The organism is Secundilactobacillus paracollinoides DSM 15502 = JCM 11969, from assembly GCF_001311135.1.
In the GTDB taxonomy this organism is placed as follows: Bacteria; Bacillota; Bacilli; order Lactobacillales; family Lactobacillaceae; genus Secundilactobacillus; species Secundilactobacillus paracollinoides.
Window position 1 is genome coordinate 69,229 of the sequence record NZ_BBAG01000005.1, and the last position, 17,018, is coordinate 86,246.

At 47.2% G+C, this 17,018-nt stretch carries 13 protein-coding genes, 6 pseudogenes and 1 riboswitch; of the genes and pseudogenes, 2 read left to right on the forward strand and 17 right to left on the reverse strand.

The genetic code is table 11. From position 1 onward, the window contains the following. Positions 1-41: 41 nt before the first annotated feature. The 16 genes and pseudogenes from JCM11969_RS03595 to JCM11969_RS03660 all read right to left on the reverse strand — a co-directional run bounded on the left by JCM11969_RS03595 (position 42) and on the right by JCM11969_RS03660 (position 12,926). Positions 42-1,973: a copper-translocating P-type ATPase gene (locus JCM11969_RS03595; protein WP_054708359.1), complete on the reverse strand. Its 1,932-nt coding sequence runs from the start codon at positions 1,971-1,973 to the stop codon at positions 42-44. Further along, a complete protein-coding gene (locus tag JCM11969_RS03600) occupies positions 1,970-2,245 on the reverse strand; it encodes a cupredoxin domain-containing protein (RefSeq protein ID WP_054708362.1) in 276 nt (91 codons plus the stop codon). The genes JCM11969_RS03595 and JCM11969_RS03600 overlap by 4 nt, the downstream gene beginning before the upstream one ends. A gap of 15 nt (positions 2,246-2,260) precedes the next feature. Beyond that, positions 2,261-2,632 (reverse strand): cupredoxin domain-containing protein, encoded by a 372-nt coding sequence (locus JCM11969_RS03605; protein WP_054708365.1) that lies wholly within the window; start codon positions 2,630-2,632, stop codon positions 2,261-2,263. 361 nt (positions 2,633-2,993) lie between these two features. Continuing rightward, a pseudogene (gene phnW, locus JCM11969_RS03610) lies at positions 2,994-4,135 on the reverse strand (2-aminoethylphosphonate--pyruvate transaminase). Positions 4,136-4,330: 195 nt separating this feature from the next. Continuing rightward, positions 4,331-4,405 (reverse strand): annotated as a pseudogene (locus JCM11969_RS19630) (hypothetical protein); the annotation flags it as partial. Then, a complete protein-coding gene (locus JCM11969_RS03615) occupies positions 4,383-4,886 on the reverse strand; it encodes a hypothetical protein (protein WP_054708368.1) in 504 nt (167 codons plus the stop codon). The pseudogene JCM11969_RS19630 and the gene JCM11969_RS03615, both read right to left, overlap by 23 nt. A 26-nt stretch (positions 4,887-4,912) precedes the next feature. Next, on the reverse strand, positions 4,913-5,773 hold the full coding sequence (locus tag JCM11969_RS03620; RefSeq protein WP_054708371.1) for a PhnE/PtxC family ABC transporter permease: 861 nt from the start codon (positions 5,771-5,773) through the stop codon (positions 4,913-4,915). A gap of 61 nt (positions 5,774-5,834) precedes the next feature. Beyond that, the gene (locus tag JCM11969_RS03625; RefSeq protein ID WP_225353113.1) at positions 5,835-6,419 is read right to left on the reverse strand and encodes an ABC transporter permease subunit; all 585 of its coding nucleotides are present in this window, start codon (positions 6,417-6,419) and stop codon (positions 5,835-5,837) included. Then, positions 6,416-6,568, reverse strand: a complete 153-nt coding sequence (locus JCM11969_RS18635) for a hypothetical protein (protein WP_225353114.1) — start codon at positions 6,566-6,568, stop codon at positions 6,416-6,418. The genes JCM11969_RS03625 and JCM11969_RS18635 overlap by 4 nt, the downstream gene beginning before the upstream one ends. Beyond that, positions 6,565-7,329 (reverse strand): phosphonate ABC transporter ATP-binding protein, encoded by a 765-nt coding sequence (gene phnC / locus JCM11969_RS03630; protein WP_082409162.1) that lies wholly within the window; start codon positions 7,327-7,329, stop codon positions 6,565-6,567. Before phnC ends, JCM11969_RS18635 begins: the two co-directional genes overlap by 4 nt. Positions 7,330-7,356: 27 nt before the next feature. Beyond that, positions 7,357-8,384: pseudogene (locus JCM11969_RS03635) on the reverse strand (phosphate/phosphite/phosphonate ABC transporter substrate-binding protein). Positions 8,385-8,691: 307 nt separating this feature from the next. Continuing rightward, positions 8,692-9,138: pseudogene (gene ribH / locus JCM11969_RS03640) on the reverse strand (6,7-dimethyl-8-ribityllumazine synthase); the annotation flags it as partial. Between the two features lie 2 nt (positions 9,139-9,140). Next, positions 9,141-10,363 (reverse strand): annotated as a pseudogene (ribA, locus tag JCM11969_RS03645) (GTP cyclohydrolase II). After that, entirely contained in the window at positions 10,356-10,958 is a 603-nt protein-coding gene (locus JCM11969_RS03650) for a riboflavin synthase (RefSeq protein ID WP_054708374.1), read from the reverse strand. The pseudogene ribA and the gene JCM11969_RS03650 overlap by 8 nt, the downstream one beginning before the upstream one ends. A gap of 1 nt (position 10,959) precedes the next feature. Further along, on the reverse strand, positions 10,960-12,015 hold the full coding sequence (gene ribD / locus JCM11969_RS03655; RefSeq protein ID WP_369523187.1) for a bifunctional diaminohydroxyphosphoribosylaminopyrimidine deaminase/5-amino-6-(5-phosphoribosylamino)uracil reductase RibD: 1,056 nt from the start codon (positions 12,013-12,015) through the stop codon (positions 10,960-10,962). 121 nt (positions 12,016-12,136) lie between these two features. Continuing rightward, a riboswitch (FMN riboswitch) is annotated at positions 12,137-12,282 on the reverse strand. Positions 12,283-12,551: 269 nt separating this feature from the next. Continuing rightward, a complete protein-coding gene (locus JCM11969_RS03660; RefSeq protein WP_054708381.1) occupies positions 12,552-12,926 on the reverse strand; it encodes a winged helix-turn-helix transcriptional regulator in 375 nt (124 codons plus the stop codon). Positions 12,927-13,053: 127 nt separating this feature from the next. Between JCM11969_RS03660 and JCM11969_RS03665 the strand changes: the two genes are divergently transcribed. Beyond that, a complete protein-coding gene (locus JCM11969_RS03665; RefSeq protein ID WP_054708384.1) occupies positions 13,054-13,629 on the forward strand; it encodes an NAD(P)H-dependent oxidoreductase in 576 nt (191 codons plus the stop codon). 135 nt (positions 13,630-13,764) lie between these two features. After that, positions 13,765-14,571, forward strand: a complete 807-nt coding sequence (locus tag JCM11969_RS03670) for an HAD family hydrolase (RefSeq protein WP_054708387.1) — start codon at positions 13,765-13,767, stop codon at positions 14,569-14,571. Positions 14,572-14,679: 108 nt separating this feature from the next. Here the strand turns inward: JCM11969_RS03670 and JCM11969_RS03675 are convergent. Continuing rightward, positions 14,680-16,303: pseudogene (locus tag JCM11969_RS03675) on the reverse strand (ABC-F family ATP-binding cassette domain-containing protein). Between the last annotated feature and the right edge of the window lie 715 nt (positions 16,304-17,018).

A 17,018-nucleotide genomic window follows, 5' to 3' on the forward strand; every position in this document is an offset into this window, starting at 1 on the left:
CGTTTTCGCAGTGTTAAATCGCGAACGCCTTTTTTGTTGGCTTAATCAAGCTGGACGTGATGCTTTGGCTTGATTTTAGCTTTGTTTAGTAGGACTGAACTGGTAACAACGGAAAGTGAGCTGAATGCCATAGCCAACCCAGCAAGTTCGGGGCTCAGACTGATACCGATGAAGTAGAAGAGACCGGCAGCAACCGGAATGCCAAGCACGTTATAAACGAATGCCCAAAAGAGATTGAGTTTGATCCGGTTAAACGTTTTTTTACTCAGTGCCAAAGCCCGGTCGACATCACGCAGATCGTTTTTAACAAGAACGATGCCGCCTGAATCAATGGCAATATCAGTTCCGGAACCCATGACGATCCCAACATCGGCAGTTGTCAGCGCGGGGGCGTCGTTGATGCCATCCCCTACGAAGGCGACTTTGCCGCTCTTTTGCAGTTCGGCGATGTGGTCGGCCTTATCGCCAGGAAGCACATCGGCGATAACGTCATCAATACCAACTTCATTAGCAACTGCTTGTGCGACCCGCTGATTATCGCCGGTGAGCATCACAGTTTTAAGTCCCCGTGCCTTGAGGTCGGCAACGGCTTCTTGTGACGTTGCCTTTGGGACATCCTGAATGGCAATCAAGCCGATCACTGTTTGATCAAGGCCAACCAGAACCACTGTCTTGGCCTCATTTTGTAAGGTGACCATTTGCGCTCTCAAGTCATCGCTAAAGGTGAGGTCCTGTGCGAGTTTATCGTTACCAACAACGCCGCTTTGACCGTTGAGTTGCGCTTCAACACCCTTACCTTCGATGGCTTTAAAATTGTTGGTGGCGCTGAGGGTGATGTTATCCGCCTTAGCACGATCCAGGATAGCGGCAGCAAGCGGATGTTCGGAGTCTTCTTCCAAACTTGCGGCGATGCTCAGCACTTGTTTGGTGTCGCCAACGATGTCAGTCACTTGAGGTTTGCCAACTGTGATGGTTCCTGTTTTATCAAACACGACAGTTTGAATATCATTGACGGCTTCCAAAACGGTGCCGTCTTTAATGAGGATCCCCATTTTAGCACCGCGACCGGTGCCAACCATGAGTGCGGTGGGGGTTGCTAACCCAAGCGCACATGGGCAGGCGATGACAACCACAGAAACAGCGAAGATCAACGCATTCGCAACACTTGCACCTAAGAAGACGTACCAAACGAGAAACGTTAGAATTGCCAGAATCAAGACAATCGGAACAAAAATATCGGAGACTTTATCCGTTAAATTTTGAATGGGTGCGTGGCTATTTTGTGCTTTTTTGACCAGTTCAACGATTTGTGACAGCATGGTGTCTTCACCGATTTTGCTGGCTTTGAAGGTGAACGTCCCGTTACCGTTGATGGTGGCACCGATAACGGCGTCGTCCGTCTTCTTTTCAACGGGCATACTTTCACCAGTGACCATTGATTCATCCACACTTGACACACCTTCAGTGATCACACCATCAACGGGAATCTTTTGTCCTGGCTTAACCCGAATAAAGTCGCCGACCACAACCTCAGAAAGCGGGATCTTGGTAAATTGACCGTTACGCAGGACTTCGGCATCCTTAGCTTGAAGGTTGGCAAGTTTTTCAACAGCGTTCGAGGCATTGTTTCGCATGCGCTCTTCAAAGACTTGTCCCAGTAAAACGAAAGTTGTGACGAAGGCGGCACTTTCAAAGAACACGTCTTGATGGGTAATCATGGCATAAATGCTGTAGACGTAGGCCGTTACTGTCCCAATCGCAACGAGCGTATCCATGTTGGAGTGGTGTTTTGTAAAAGAGGCCCAAGCACTTTCCCAAAACGGTCGAGCGGAAATTAACATAATCAACGTTGTGAGCACCAACTCGGTCCATGCACCACCCGGTAAATTCCAGCCAAATGGCATTAGGATCATGTTGGCCAACATTGGTAGTGAGAGGATCAGTGAGATCCAAAAACGTTGGCTGATACTCATGGTTCAATGACCATCTTTCCGTGAAACATGTCCATGCCGCAACTAAAGTCAAATTCGCCAGTTTTACTGGTATCGATAGTGACCGTTTTGGTTTCATTGAGTGGCAATTCTTCTTCAAAGTTCAACGCCTTAGAATGGACAACGTCTAAACAGCCCTGATCATTCGTCCGGGTAAAGCTGAGTTCTGCAGGAATCCCTTGGTGCAGGGTAATCGTTTCTGGTTTGTAGCCGCCTGCGACTTCGACTGTTGCTTGTTGTTTGTTTTCGCTCATCATAATGTCCTCCAATTATTTAATGATCAATTTGCCATGAAACATATCCATGCCGCAAGCCCACTGGTATTCACCCGGCTTGGTAGTGTCGATGGTGATGGCTTCTTTTTGGTTCCGCGGCAGTTCCTGGTTGATGCCAAAGTCGCTGAAGACAACTCGGTCTAAACAACTTGATGCATCTTTTCTGGTGAAGTTCAGGATGGCCGGCACGCCTTGTTTTAAGACGACCGTTTCCGGTGAGTAGCCACCGTTGACTTCAATATCAATTTCTTGTTGCTGATCTTGAACATCAGCAGCGACCTCTTCAGTGGTATGTTTACCGAAAAACCACCAGACGATAAAGCCGATAACTGCTAGACCAACGATTAAAACACTTATTTTAAGCATGGTGTTTCCTCCTTTTTACATGGACTACATATGTAAACTATGAACATAGCATAATCCCGAAGTTTACAAATGTCAACAGTAAAGATATAAACAACTGTCATTATTGTTCCGACGGGGACTTGTTCTAAATTAACTTCCATTATCGCGTCATTGTGGTGACCTGCCAATTGGGGAATTGCCCAATTTATTTAAAGGTGGCAAGTAACGGAATAGGATTGTGGCTGCTAGCACGTCTCTGTGCGGATAAAGTAAAGCACCCACTTGGCTGAGGGGGATGCTCAGTCCAAGTGGGTGCTGGGAGGGTTATAGGGGTGGTGATCATCCTTAATACAGTGGGGGACTGTGGATGAGGGGATGGGTACTATTGTGCGACAGTGAGGTGTAATTCTTGTGTCGTATAGTCAGTGATAATTTGTAGAAGTCGAGTCACATCGGCTTTACTAATGTCACCAATGTTGCCGATTCGGAAACTGTCTGCCTTAGAGACCTTACCTGGGTAGATAAGGAAGCCGCGGTCTTTAAGGTAGTTGTAAAAGGCCCGAAAATCGAAGTCGTCTGTAGGATAGAGGAATGAGGTAATGATTGGTGATTGAACGGCCTCGGCAATCACGACCTGATAGCCCAGAGCAAGGAGTCCCTCACGGATGAGTTGTTCATTTTTTTGGTAGCGCCGGAAACGAACGGTGATGCCACCTTCGTCGGCCAATTCGCGCAGGGCTTGAGCAAAGGCATAAACCACGTGGTTGGTGACGTAAAGCGCCACTTACCGTCATGTTCTTCAAACGTCTTGTACTGATCATAGAGGTCCAGTGAGAGTGACCGTGCTTGGTATTGCGTCGTTTCTAAAGTTGCTCGTTTAGCAAGGACGATACTAAAGCCTGGGACACCCTGAATACACTTGTTAGAACTCGTAATGAGGTAATCTGCTTGTAGCGCAGTGAGATCGATTGGCACGCCACCAAAGCTCGACATAGCATCCACGATGGTCACAATGTGCCGCTCTTGCAATTCTGGAAGAATGGTCTCGATCGGGTTTAAGATGCCAGTCGTTGTCTCGCAATGCACCATTGCAAAATGGGTGATTTCTGGGTGGGCATTTAACATCGTTGCAACCAAGTCATGGGTAATCGGTTCAGTTTCAGACACCTTCAGATCAACATGTGCGATGTTCAGGTAATCGGCCATTTGCATCATTCGTTCGCCGTATGCACCATTTGCAGCAATCAGTAGGGTGGCATTTTGTTTCGGAATGGCGGTTCCCAGAGTGGCCTCAACGCCAAACGATCAGCTTCCTTGCATCAGAACGGCTGTGTAGTCTTTTTGGCGGGCGTTTGCGATGGCGACCAATTCATGACGAACCCATTGTGTGAGTTCTTTGTAATCGTCATCCCAGGTGCCGTGGTCGGCTTGCATACTAGCCTTCACCGTTGCTGTTGTTGTGAGCGGACCTGGTGTCAGGAGCAACGGGGTTGCTTGTTGATGATCGTTGAGGGATTCAATCATTGGAATCAGGTCGGCAATGTTGTTGATCACAGCATCGGCACCTGCTTCTTTGAGAATGGCAGCTGCTTGCATCCGGCGCATATCCTGGTCCTGAATTGGTAGTTGGGTAAATTGTGTTTCAGACAGGTCGATGAGACTGCTGCCTTCAGTTACGCCAACAGAAATGGCGCCAGCATTCTTTCCTTCTAAAATATCGCTAACAGAGTCGCCGATCTTGATGATCTTTGATGGATCAGATAAGCCTAATTTAGTCATGGCGAGTTGCAACATATCGGGAGCTGGACGGCGACATGGTCGGTCTGTTCAGATGTGATGTTGTAAGCCGGGCGGTAGCTTGACGCGCTGCTTCAGGTAAGACTTGATCCAGCATTGCCTGCGTGTATCCCGTAGTGGTCGCAAGCTTGATGTTGTGGTCTTCCGCAAAGGCAATTAAGTCGTTCATCCCAGGCTTTAACGTTGCCGTTTCTGCCAGAACAGCCTTGACTTCAGTTTGAAACTGACTGTAAATGCGTTTGCCTGCCTCGGTTAAGGGGACATCAGCTTGATGCTCCTGCCAACTTGCCTGAATGTCAGGGTCGTTCAGCATTTTTTGAATATGAGTCTGCTTATCAAGGCCCATGTCCTGTCGGATGAGCGGTTCACTGATCGTGATACCAAAGTGCGCAAACGCCTTTTTAAAGGATGATACTGGTGCCAGACAACCATAGTCGATGGTGGTGCCGGCCCAGTCTAAAACAAGTGCTTCGATCATGAGAGATCCTCCTATTGGTGAGTGAGTTATTGGTTGCCCATTACGCGCTTACGCAGTTGGTAAGAGGCAATTTCAAGCAGGATGGCGAAGACGAGAATCAGGTAGACAATAACGCCCACTTCGTGAAAATTAAAGTAGAAGCTGCTGGACATGAAGAGCTGGTAGCCAATGCCGCCAGCACCGGCGGCTGCCCCTACAGCGACCGCGTCCGCAAAGTTAATTTCAAAGCGGATAAACGTCCAACTTAGAAAACTTGGGATGAAGTTAGGAATCAACGCTTGGCGAATAATCGGCCCATTTTTGAGCCCCATTGCGCGCATGGTCTCAATGGCGTCTGGTGCGAGTTCGTCCATACTGTCGGTGTAGACCTTAGTGAGATAGGCAACACTGAGAAATGTGAGGCCGATAACTGCGGCGTTGGCACCAAGACCAAAAACGACACTGTAGATCAGTACCCACAAAACGTTAGGAATCGCCCGGATCAACGCCATAAAACTTTGAATGCCTAATCCGATCCAAGCTGGAACAAATTGGCGAAAGCTGATCACAGCCAAGCCAAAAGCGATAATCGCACCAAGCATTGTTGTTAAAAGGGCGAGCAGCACACTTTCTAACAGTGCTTGTAACAACTGGACAAACGTTGTGTTACTTAGCGCGGGATGGAAAAACATAATCTGAATGTTTTGAAGGAACGTTTGACTTGCTGCAAGCAGGTCAAGCTGTTCGGGTACCATGGTGGGTAAGGTTGTTAGTGTGAGGTACGCGAGTGCGAGAAGGGTGAGGTAAATGGTCACGCGGCGGCGATCTCTAAACCGTAATGGCACTTTAAATTGCGGTCCCTGAGCCATTGGGGTGGGCATTGTGAGTTGCTTTTCTGGTTTGATCATGCAATTAACCTCCCGATGAGATTAGAAATAACTTCAACAGCGACAACGAGAATGATAACGGCTAGGACAACCAGACCGGCTGCACCATAACGCATGCCCTTGAAATAGAGGTCAAAGATGAACCAATTCCCGTACCTGTCAGCAGACCAACGAGGGTGGCGTCGCGAATGTTATTTTCAATCATGTAGAGTACCCATGAGAGTAAGGCAGCCGCAATTTCAGGGAGCAGTCCCTGGAAAATGACCTGAAGATAGTTGGCACCCGTTGCTTGCAGTGCTTCGATCTTATCAGTGCCAAAGTCCTCAATCGTTTCCATGAATGCCCGTGTTAGAAACCCCATGGTCATAAAAAATAACGCTAAGAAGCCAGTGAGGTCATTTTGCTTGAACGAAAACAGCAGGATCATTGCCCAAGCAACAATGGGAATGTTACGCATTAGTGAAGAAAAGCTACGGATGACCCAAGTGACAGCATTGTTGATACTAAGGGTGTTAGCACCGAGAGCCGCTAGGAACAGCGAGATGATTGCTGCGCAGGTCGTTGACGATACAGCGATCAGGAAGGTTCGAATCAGCTGGTGAAGGATGTCCTGCCAATACTGGGTTGATTCCGCATTCGGGATGAAGTTGTGAATTAACCAGATCACGCCATCTTGAGCATGGAATAGCGCACTTGTTTGAAATCCAAGACCAACGGATGCCACGCCGTAAGCAAGTCCAAAATTAGGACTAGCATGGTTAGGTGAAGGCGTTTTTTGAAGAAAAAACGGCTGATTGTCAAAGCCTTTGGTGTCATGCGAGTGCCTCCTCACTAGGAACCAGATCCTTGCGATAGATCTGAGCGGCAGCTGTATCCGTTAGTGCCTCAGCGGTATCGTCAAAGACCACTTGACCACTATTGATTCCGATAATGTGATCAGTGTAATCCCGTGCGATATCGACCTGATGCAAGTTGACTAAGACTGAAATATGATCATCTATGGCCAACTGACGTAACGTTTCCATAACAAGAATTGAGGACTTTGGGTCCAGTGACGCAATTGGTTCATCACACAGAATCATTTTTGGATGTTGCATGAGTGCCCGCGCAATGCCAACCCGTTGCTTCTGACCACCACTTAGATGACGACATTGTTGATAGGCAAAGTTGCCAAGACCAACCTTATTTAAGAGCTGAAGGGCCTCTTCTTTTTCAGATTGACGATAGAGTGAAAAAATACCGGCAAGGGTTGATTTACTGCCTAAACAGCCGTGAAGAACATTTTCAATTGCGGTCAACGGTTCGATCAAATTATAGTTTTGAAAGATCATCCCGATATTGCGCCGTGCTTGACGTAATTGTGACCGGTTGAGTTGTCTGAGATCCAAGTCGTTTAGCAGGACCTGACCCTCATCATCGGTGATCAACTGGTTAATACTGCGTAAAATGGTGGTTTTACCAGCACCAGAGGGACCGATAATAGCTGCCACCTCTCCCGTTGCAACGCTGAATGAGACGTCGGTGAGCGACCGTTTTTGACCATCGTAGCTTTTCATCAAATGTTTGACTTCTAACACGGGAATTCCTTCCTTCTCAGTTAATCTTTATTCCCCTAAGATCTTGTGGGTTGGGGCATACCACTTATCGCTGATTGCAATAAAACGGGTGTCGCCGTCCTTCGTGAACATACCTCGAACCTTGGCGTCTGCGGGTGCGAAGAACTTCTTGTCGTTAGTGACTTGTTTACTGGTAAAGACCTTGACGATCTTATTGATTTCTTTTTGCGTCACACCCTTTTTGTTCACGACCACTGGTTCGTTTTGAACGGGGTAAACTGCAAGCGCAATGCTTTCTTTTCCACGAACAGCGTCAAACGGAGCGGCAGCGTCCTTGTTGATCTTAAAGTCAGCACCAACCTTTGAGGCGTCATTGGTGAACTTACCGTATTGAACCAAGTCGGTATCATCAAAGGCAGCCACGTCAGCGTCACCCTTTAATAGATTGACCGCTGATCCTTGGTGAGACCCGCCAAACAGCACCTTTGAGAAGAACTTGCCGTTTTGAGACAGGTCGTCCTTACTCTTTAGCTTAAAGGTTTGTTGCAGGGCACCAGCTGGAATGGCGAAACCAGAAGTCGAGGTGTTAGAGACAAATGACATTCGCTTGCCCTTGATCTTATGAATATCGTACTTACCGTTTACCTTGTAGGAAGCGGCTTTGTCCTTTGGCACCATAATGTAGCTTCGGTATTGCGCGTAAGAGAGGGTCCCCGACTTGCCGGAGTGGGTCATGATCGGCACCACGTCCTTGCTTTGTTTGTGGGCTTGGATGTAGCTTCAGCGCCCATCATCGCAATCTGTGCTTTACCGGAAGCGATGGCTTGCACGGCGACGTTATAGTCGGTCGTCGTCTTGACGGTCACTTTCTTGCCGGTTGCCTTGCTTAGCGCTTTTGCGACGGATGTTCGCGCTGCAGTTGCCTCCTTAGCAGAATCACTTGGCAAGAAAACAACTGAGAGGGACTTGTTGCTTGCAGATTCACCGGTTGAATCTGCTGATTGGCACCCTGCGGCAGAGAGGGCAACACCGACCATGCCGGCAGCGAGTAACGAACGTTTGAAAATTTTCATCATGTAAGCTCCTTGTGGGGTTAGTTTTGGATATGAGTACAGCTTACATGAGCTATGTAAAGATAGAGTTAGTCTTATGTAAAGGTTTTGACACCCAGTGTAAAGGTTTGGTAAAGACCAATTTCAAAATGAATTTGATTAGCCGTGTACTGGGATTTAACGTGCGACAGGCTGCGGATTTAACCCTTTTTAAATCAGACGATCATCCAGATAGTGTTGGCTAGATGGATCGCTGGCCAACAAAAAAGAGTCGGCGGTCGCCAACTCTTCTGTGCAACGGGCAGTGCAATTGTTGTGCGATCCAGTCCCCTAGGTGGATCATTTCGAGGACACCACTCGCACACTCGCTACCCTTATTACCGGCTTTACCACCAGCTCGATTCATGGCCTGGTCCATGGTGTCAGTTGTAAGCACGCCGAACATGACCGGCACGCTACCGTTTAACGAGACGTCTGCTAATCCTGAAGCTGTGTTGGCACAGACATAGTCATAGTGGGAGGTTTCACCCCGGACGACTGCACCAAGGGCAATGATGCCATCGACCTTGCCGGATGCGGCCATCAGTTTTGCGGCTCTTGGCAGTTCCAAAGCACCCGGAACCCAGGTGACTGTGATATCGGTATCGGCAACGCCAAACTGTTTGAGGGCGGTTAAAGCGCCGTTTAAAAGGCGAGTTGTGACGAGATCATTGAACTGGACGACCACAATACCGATGCGTTGATGTGCGCCGCTAATTTTTCCTGTATACGTGTTCATGATTACTGAACCTCCTTAAGTAGGTGGTGCATTTTGTGTTTTTTCGTTTCAAGATAATGGCGGCTTTCCGGTTGAACGGGCGTTTCAATCGGTAAACGGTCATCTAATGTGATGCCCAGCGCTTCAAGTTGGGTCATCTTATCCGGATTATTCGTCATGAGTGTGACGTCGTGAACCTGCTTTTTGTGCAGCAGAGCAGCGACTAATCCGTAGTCGCGCTCATCTGGTTCAAAGCCTAAATGAACGTTTGCTTCGACGGTATCAAGGCCTTCTTCCTGCAACTTATAGGCGCGTAGTTTATTGGCTAAGCCGATGCCGCGGCCTTCTTGCCGCAGATAAATGACAGCGCCATGGCCAGCTTTTTCAATGGCTCTTAACGCAGTCGCAAGCTGTTCGCCGCAGTCGCAGCGCTTGGAACCAAGAATGTCGCCAGTCAGGCATTCGGAATGCAGCCTGAGGAGCAGTGGCTCGTTTGGCTGAATCTGACCCTTTGAAATGAGCAGCGTTGGTTCGTGCCCATCTTGTGTATCGTAGGCTTCTAGCTGAAAATCGCCGTACTTTGTGGGCAGTTTAACACTGGTGATCAATTCGGCAATGCCGCGGTCTTTCATGTACCGGTATTGCTTGATGTCTTGAATTGAAATCAGAGGCATTTGAATACCCTCTGCAAATGGTTTTAGCTCACGGCGTCGCGCCATGTGGCCATCTTTTTGCAGGATCTCACAGATGTAGGCAACCGGGGTGGCGCCTGCTAGTTTGGCCAGGTCGACAGCTGCTTCGGTGTGCCCACCGCGGGCCATGACGCCCCGCTCTTTAGCAATCAACGGGAAAATGTGCCCGGGATGGTAGAAGGCGCCAGGTTGTGATGCTGGGTCGGCGAGTTGGCGGATGGTGTCGGCACGATCAAACGCTGAAATGCCAGTCGATGTCGTTTTGGCATCGGTACTGATCGTAAAGGCGGTGCCATATGCATCTGATGCATTAGCGACCATCGGCGTCAGACCAAGCGTTCGCCAATTTCTTGGGTCATCGGTACGCACAACAGCCCGCGTGCATTAGTCACCATGGTTCGTACGGTGTCACCGGACGCATACTGCGCTAATCCCACCATGTCGCCTTCAGCTTCACGATGGTCGTCGTCGGTAACGATGATCAACTGACCATTTTTTAAAGTTTCAAGGGCGGTTTCCACCCGGTTAATAATCGATTCTGAAGTACTACTCATGAGCAAGGACCTCCTGTTGGTTGATCAGATATTTACCAAGAATATCGGTTTCGAGATTGATGAAGTCGCCGGTCTCAAGATCGCCTAGCATGGTCTCTGCCATGGTATGGGGAATAAGACTGACGCTGAACTGTTGTTTTGAAACAGCCGTAATGGTTAAACTGACGCCGTTGATAGCGACTGATCCCTTTTCAATCAAGTATGTTTGGTAGCGTGCTGGAAATTCAAATGAGAGCGTGACGGCAGTCTGATCTTGCACTTTTTGGACGAGTTTTGCTGTTGTATCTACGTGTCCGAGAACGAAATGTCCGTCGAGGCGATCTGTGACGAGTAGCGCCGGTTCAAGGTTGACGTGGCCACCGACCGTGAGCGTGGCCAAGTTTGTCCGGCGTACAGTCTCTGGCATGACGTCCGCGCTAAACTGACTGGGCGTCAGGTCGGTAATGGTCAAGCAGATACCGTCAACGGCAATACTGTCACCAATTTTGCTGTGAATTTTTTCCGTCAGTGGTGTTTCAATCGTGAGTTGTGCATGCTCTGCCTGCCAGTGCAGGCTTGTGATGGTGCCTACGTCTTGAATAATGCCTGTAAACATGTCATTGCCTCCTGAGGTCAAACCGAGTGTCGTTACCAAGTTGCGTCGTTGCTGTAAGGTCGAAGGGGAGTGGTTGTTTGCAACCTGTGCCCCAAATGGCTGGCAGGTCAGAACCACCCAGAATTAGCGGTGCCACGTAAACGACAAGGCGGTCCACTAATCCGGCAGTGCTAAAGGCAGCCTGAGTGTGTGCGCCACCTTCGATCAGCAGGGATTGAACGCCCTGTTCGTACAATAATTGCATGATCGTTTGCGGTGCCCGGGTAGGATCTGTGAAAACTGAAACGAAATCGGGCCATTTCTGCTGCTCAGTTGATTGGCGACACAAAATCCAAAGTGGGGCATCTGATTGAAACACTGTAGCATTGCGGTTTAAATCAGCGGCATTATTAACCAGAATGATACGAATCGGCGGAAAGTCGGGTGTTGTGTCACGCACGGTTAGTTGCGGATCATCAACAGTCAGTGTTGTCTCGCCAATGAGAATGGCTTGCTGATGTAACCGTAATGTTTGGCTGTCATGGTACGCGGGTTTTCCAGTCAACAGCGTGCGCGTCTTAGACCCATCGTTGAGTTTGCCGTCCATACTCGTGGCATACTTGAGCGTGACCAGCGGCCGGTGATGCTGATAAAAAAAGGTATAGGCGACGTTCAGGTCAGCCGTTTTGTTTAGAACTGTTACGGCGATACCGGCAGCCTTGAGAATCGCGATGCCGTGACCGCTGACTAGCGGATTGGGGTCTTGCTGGCCGATAACGACGCGTTTAATACCAACTTCGACGAGTCGTTTTGCACATGGTGGTGTTTTACCGTAGTGACTACAAGGCTCGAGGGTAACGTACATGGTGGCACCACGAGCATCGTTGATATCTTGAAGATGGCTGAGCGCATTGATCTCCGCGTGCATGTCACCGAAGCGATGATGATAACCAGTTGCCAGGAGCTGATTATTTTTCACTATAACGGCGCCAACAACGGGATTCGTCCATGTATGGGTAATACCGTTACGTGCTGCTGCAATGGCTTTTGCCATTAATTGTTGATCGTTGATCTTGATTCACCTCACAAAAAAAGGCCCCGCAGTTAAGCGAGGCCGAAGTTTGAAAGCTAAATGAGATCTCATCCGAGTTAGTGCGTGCACAAAATAAGCACGTCAAAAACGATGCGAAATTAAATCCATTTTTCTTCTCCCATCCAGACTATCACTGTCGGTCCCAGACTTGCACTGGGTCCACCGCTAAAACGCGGGTCACGGACTTCAACTCGAGAGGTACACTCGGTTGTTACCGTCGGTCGGGAATTTCACCCTGCCCCGAAGAAATCTATTCAGTTGTCACAGGTCATGTTACAGCATGCACTTTCAAATTTCAACTGGAAGCTATTGCTGCTTTAGAAATTGAGCACTGGTCGAAAAACCACGCTGAAGCGCATTAAACCAATGGATGGCGTGTTTAAGATGAAGTTTGTTGGAATGGCTTTCAAAGAGGCGAGTAACAGTTGATAGGTCGCTGGTTCAGCGTGCTTTTTTAATAAAACAAAAAATTGTGAAAATAGTGCGAAACATGGAGCTGATAAAAGATAACGCTCTGTTACCTAATCAATCTTGCACTTGACACCGTTTACTTGTGAAGAATCATGGGTTTCACCCCAAACACAGAGGGCATCCATGACTGGAATCAAAGACGTTCCCAGTCCAGTTAACTGATATTCAACTTTAGGCGGGACTTGATCAAAAATTTCCCGGGAAATAAGACCATCACGTTCTAATTCACGCAAGGAATTTGTTAGACTCTTAAACGATACGGTACCTAACGTGCGCTTAATAGCATTGTAGCGCATAGGACCGTTGTTTAAGGAAAGACAGTAAAGAATCGGCATCTTGAATTTACCGCCGATGAGTCCCAGAGTGTATCCAAAGCCAGTTTCGGGGATGTTAATGTTGCGTACGTACTCGAGTTGATCTGCCATAAAATAATCCTTTCTAAAATCAGATGAAATGGGCAATCTGCCACACTCTCCTTCATTACCGTACTTGTTTAATCCGTACACCCACCATACAATTTGGGTATTCGATAAGCAAGCAGGAGGGACTAACATGAAGACAATTATCTACGCACATCCATGGGAGAAAAGTTTCAACCACGCAATTTTAACGACACTAACTCAGAAGTTTCAACAAAACGGTGATGCCTATCAGGTTATTGACCTGTACGCGGATCACTTTGATCCTGTATACAGTCAAGCAGAACTAAAGGCTTTCAGTAAGGGTGATACCCCTTATCAACTGGTGAAAGACTATCAGCAACAGTTGCAGAACACCGATGATCTGTATTTGATTGCCCCAATCTGGTGGTCGAATTTACCTGGTATCGTCAAGGGATTCTTTGACAAGGTCATGCTTAAAGGCTTTGCGTATTCCAGTGAGAATGAGGACTGGCACGGATTAATGACGTGGTTGGATCACGTCACTGTTATCACGACTTCTGAAGTGAGTCAGCAGGCGCTGGAACAGGACTACGGTGACCCCATTCGGCAGTCATTGATCAACACCGTCTTTCGTGATTTAGGAATTTCATCTCAAAAAATCAGCTGGCATCATTTGGGAAATATTAACACAATAACGCCTGAGGACCGGCAGCAATTTCTGAAGAATATCGCATTACAAAATTGATTCTTATTTTCACAAGACCATGGTTTTAGAAAATAACGTTGCGTTGTTTTTAACCAAGGTGTACCGCCCAGTCAAAATTTGCTACAATTGTGAAGACTGACAAGAGAGATTACGAGAATTGAGAGGATCTACTTCATGATTAAGCATATATTTTCTGATATGGATGGGACCTTGTTAAACGACAAGGGCGATTTATCGGCCACAAACCAGGCGCTGATTCAGGACGCTAACATTCCCATTACACTGGTTTCCGCTCGCTCGCCCAGACAGATGGCAGCAGCGATTGACGCTCTGCAGTTAACCGCACCACAGGTGGGTTTCAATGGTGGACTAATCTACCGAATGGTTGACGGTCAGCCAGAGGTCATTGAAGACCGCCCGATTGCCGACGATGTCGTTCGTAAGATATTGACGCTTGTGACAGCACAGTTTCCGCAAGTCGGCATTAGTCTGTACGACCTCAATAATTGGTATGTTACGCAGGTAGACGATGGCGTTGAACACCTTGGCAAGATCATGCCACACGCCCCAATCGTCAGACCGACAGCCGAACTGATTGCGGATACACCAACGATTTATAAAATCACATTCACAATTTTAGATTATCGTGTCATGCAGGGCGTTATGACGTTGTTAAACGAAGCTGACCTCCCGGGTGCAGCGGTTCAAGCATCTAGTCACGTCTTCTTAGATATTACAAATGAGACCGCAAAAAAATCACGTGGTGTCCTATTTATTGCGAAGCACGAACAGCTGGATCTGAAGGACACGGCAGCGTTTGGCGATGGCCCAAATGATTTGCCAATGCTGAAATTAGTGGGCATGCCGATCGTTATGGGTAACGGTCTTGATGAAGTTAAGGCCGGGGCTGAGCGCATTACCGATGATAACGAACATGACGGGGTCGGAAATGGGATTCATAGGTTTATCCTCGATAACTAAAGTGTTCAACTATGGTGCAGGGAAAGATAGTAACGTCATTGCAAGAATCAAAAAAGGAACCCGACTAACTTGCCGGATTCCTTTTTCTTTTTTAGCATAGTCAAACGATTAGTAAATCGCTTCAACCTGTTTTTGGGCAACTTCATGGTTAATAAAATCATCGTAGGTCGTGTCAGCCTTATCGACAACGCCCTTTGGTCCCACTTCAATAATGTGGTTAGCAATCGTTTCAATAAACTGGTGGTCATGACTGGTGAAGACCATTGAGCCTGGAAAACCGATCAGCGCGTCGTTTAGACTGGTGATACTTTCAAGATCCAAATGGTTAGTCGGGTCATCCAGTAATAGGACGTTCGCCTTAGTTAACATAAGTTTAGAGAGGTAACTGCGGACTTTTTCGCCCCCAGAAAGGACCGTGACCTGCTTCAAAACATCATCGCCACGGAACAGCATTTGCCCTAAGAAACCGCGTAAGAAGGTGTTGTCACTTTCTTCCTTGCTGGCATACTGTCGCAGCCATTCTAAAATGTTGAGGCTTTCGTCGCTGAATTCGGGATTCAGATCCTTAGGCATTGATGCACGTTCAGTCGTGACACCCCAAGTCACAGTACCGGTGTCGGGTGCCATGGTACCAGCAATGATCTGCATGAGCGTGCTGGTTGCAACGTCCGAGCGTGAAATAATCGCCGCTTTATCACCGGGACGCAGGATGAAACTGACGTTGGATAGGACCTGTACGCCGTCGATTGTTTTACTGATATTTTCAACGCGCACGAAGTCGTTTCCTAATTCGCGTTCTGGTGTGAATTTAATGAACGGGTATTTCCGTGAACTTGGCTTAATATCATCCAGCGTGATCTTGTCGAGTTGTTTCTTTCGAGAAGTGGCCTGCTTGGACTTTGAAGCGTTCGCAGAGAATCGTGCGATAAATTCTTGCAGTTGCTTGATCTGTTCTTCTTTTTTCGCGTTTTGCTTGTGACTTCAACTTTAGAGCCAATTGAGAAGACTGCAGCCAGAAGTCGTAGTTGCCGACGAAGAGTTCGATCTTACCGAAATCAACGTCACACATGTGCGTGCAGACGGCGTTCAAGAAATGACGGTCATGGGAAACGACTAAGACGGTGTTATCGTAATCAGCTAGGAAATTTTCCAGCCAGTTAATGGTCAGCGGATCCAACCCGTTTGTTGGTTCGTCTAACAGTAAAACGTCAGGCTTGCCAAATAGCGCCTGGGCTAATAAGACCTTGATCTTGTCGTTTTCGGAGAGATCCTTCATCAAACTTTGGTGTCGATCTTCAAGAATACCCATGGATTGCAACAGCTGGCTGGCATCACTTTCAGCGTTCCAACCGTCCATCTCGGCAAATTCGCCTTCCAGTTCGGCGGCTTTAATCCCGTCTGCATCTGAGAAATCGGGTTTCGCGTAGAGCGCATCCTTTTCTGTCATCACTTCGTAGAGGTGTTCATGTCCCTGCAATACGGTGTTCATGACAGTTTGATCATCAAAGGCAAAATGGTCTTGTTTGAGACTGCTCATCCGCTCATTAGGCCCCATTGAAACGGTCCCAGTGGTGGGCGTCAATTGCCCCTCTAAAATATGCAGAAAGGTTGATTTACCGGCACCATTGGCACCGATAATGCCATAACAGTTGCCTGGCGTGAATTTTAAGTTAACGTCATCGTACAATTTATGGTCGGAAAAGGTCATGGACACATTATTTACAGTTAGCAATGATATACCTCACTTTTTGGTGTTTTTTAAACGTCACATTTAGTATTTGTTTTTGACAATTCTTACATATTATCAGATAAGCTTCTGTGTCACAAGTCAGGCGAAAGGAAAAACGAACTTTTTTAGAATAAAAAGGGGTACTGTTCAGAAACTGTAAACAGTACTCCTTTTTGAAATAAGGTTTTATTAGTAGCGCAAAGATTGGCAGGGTAAACGATCCTCGTTTTTTGACGTCCGTCGAGGTGTCCGGATAAGTATAGTGTTAAACATTAAAATCAGGCCAGTATTAGAATTATCTTCATTGTCGTCCACGTTGTAGACACCACTATGCGCAGAATGTGTTGATTGGGACCAATTTATTGAACAAGTGTGCATTAAGCTGAAAAATAATTCAAAAAAGATTGAGGTATGGACCAATTAATTATGTTACAAAGTAGTGACAATCCATAATCATTGATGGACGTTTTAATAATTATTGACAAATTATTTTCAAATTATGAAAGCGGATACATAAATTTCATTTTTAATCATGGCGGAAATGGTGTCCGCCTAAACCTAAGCTATACTTTGTGAATGGTTAATGTATTACTGGCATGCCGGAGTTTGGCACTATAAAATTTAAAACGATTTACGATATTGTGAAATAGCACACTTTTTATAAGCAAAAATTATTAGGTATCCCAAAACCAACATTTCTGCCTTTTAGCTAATTTAG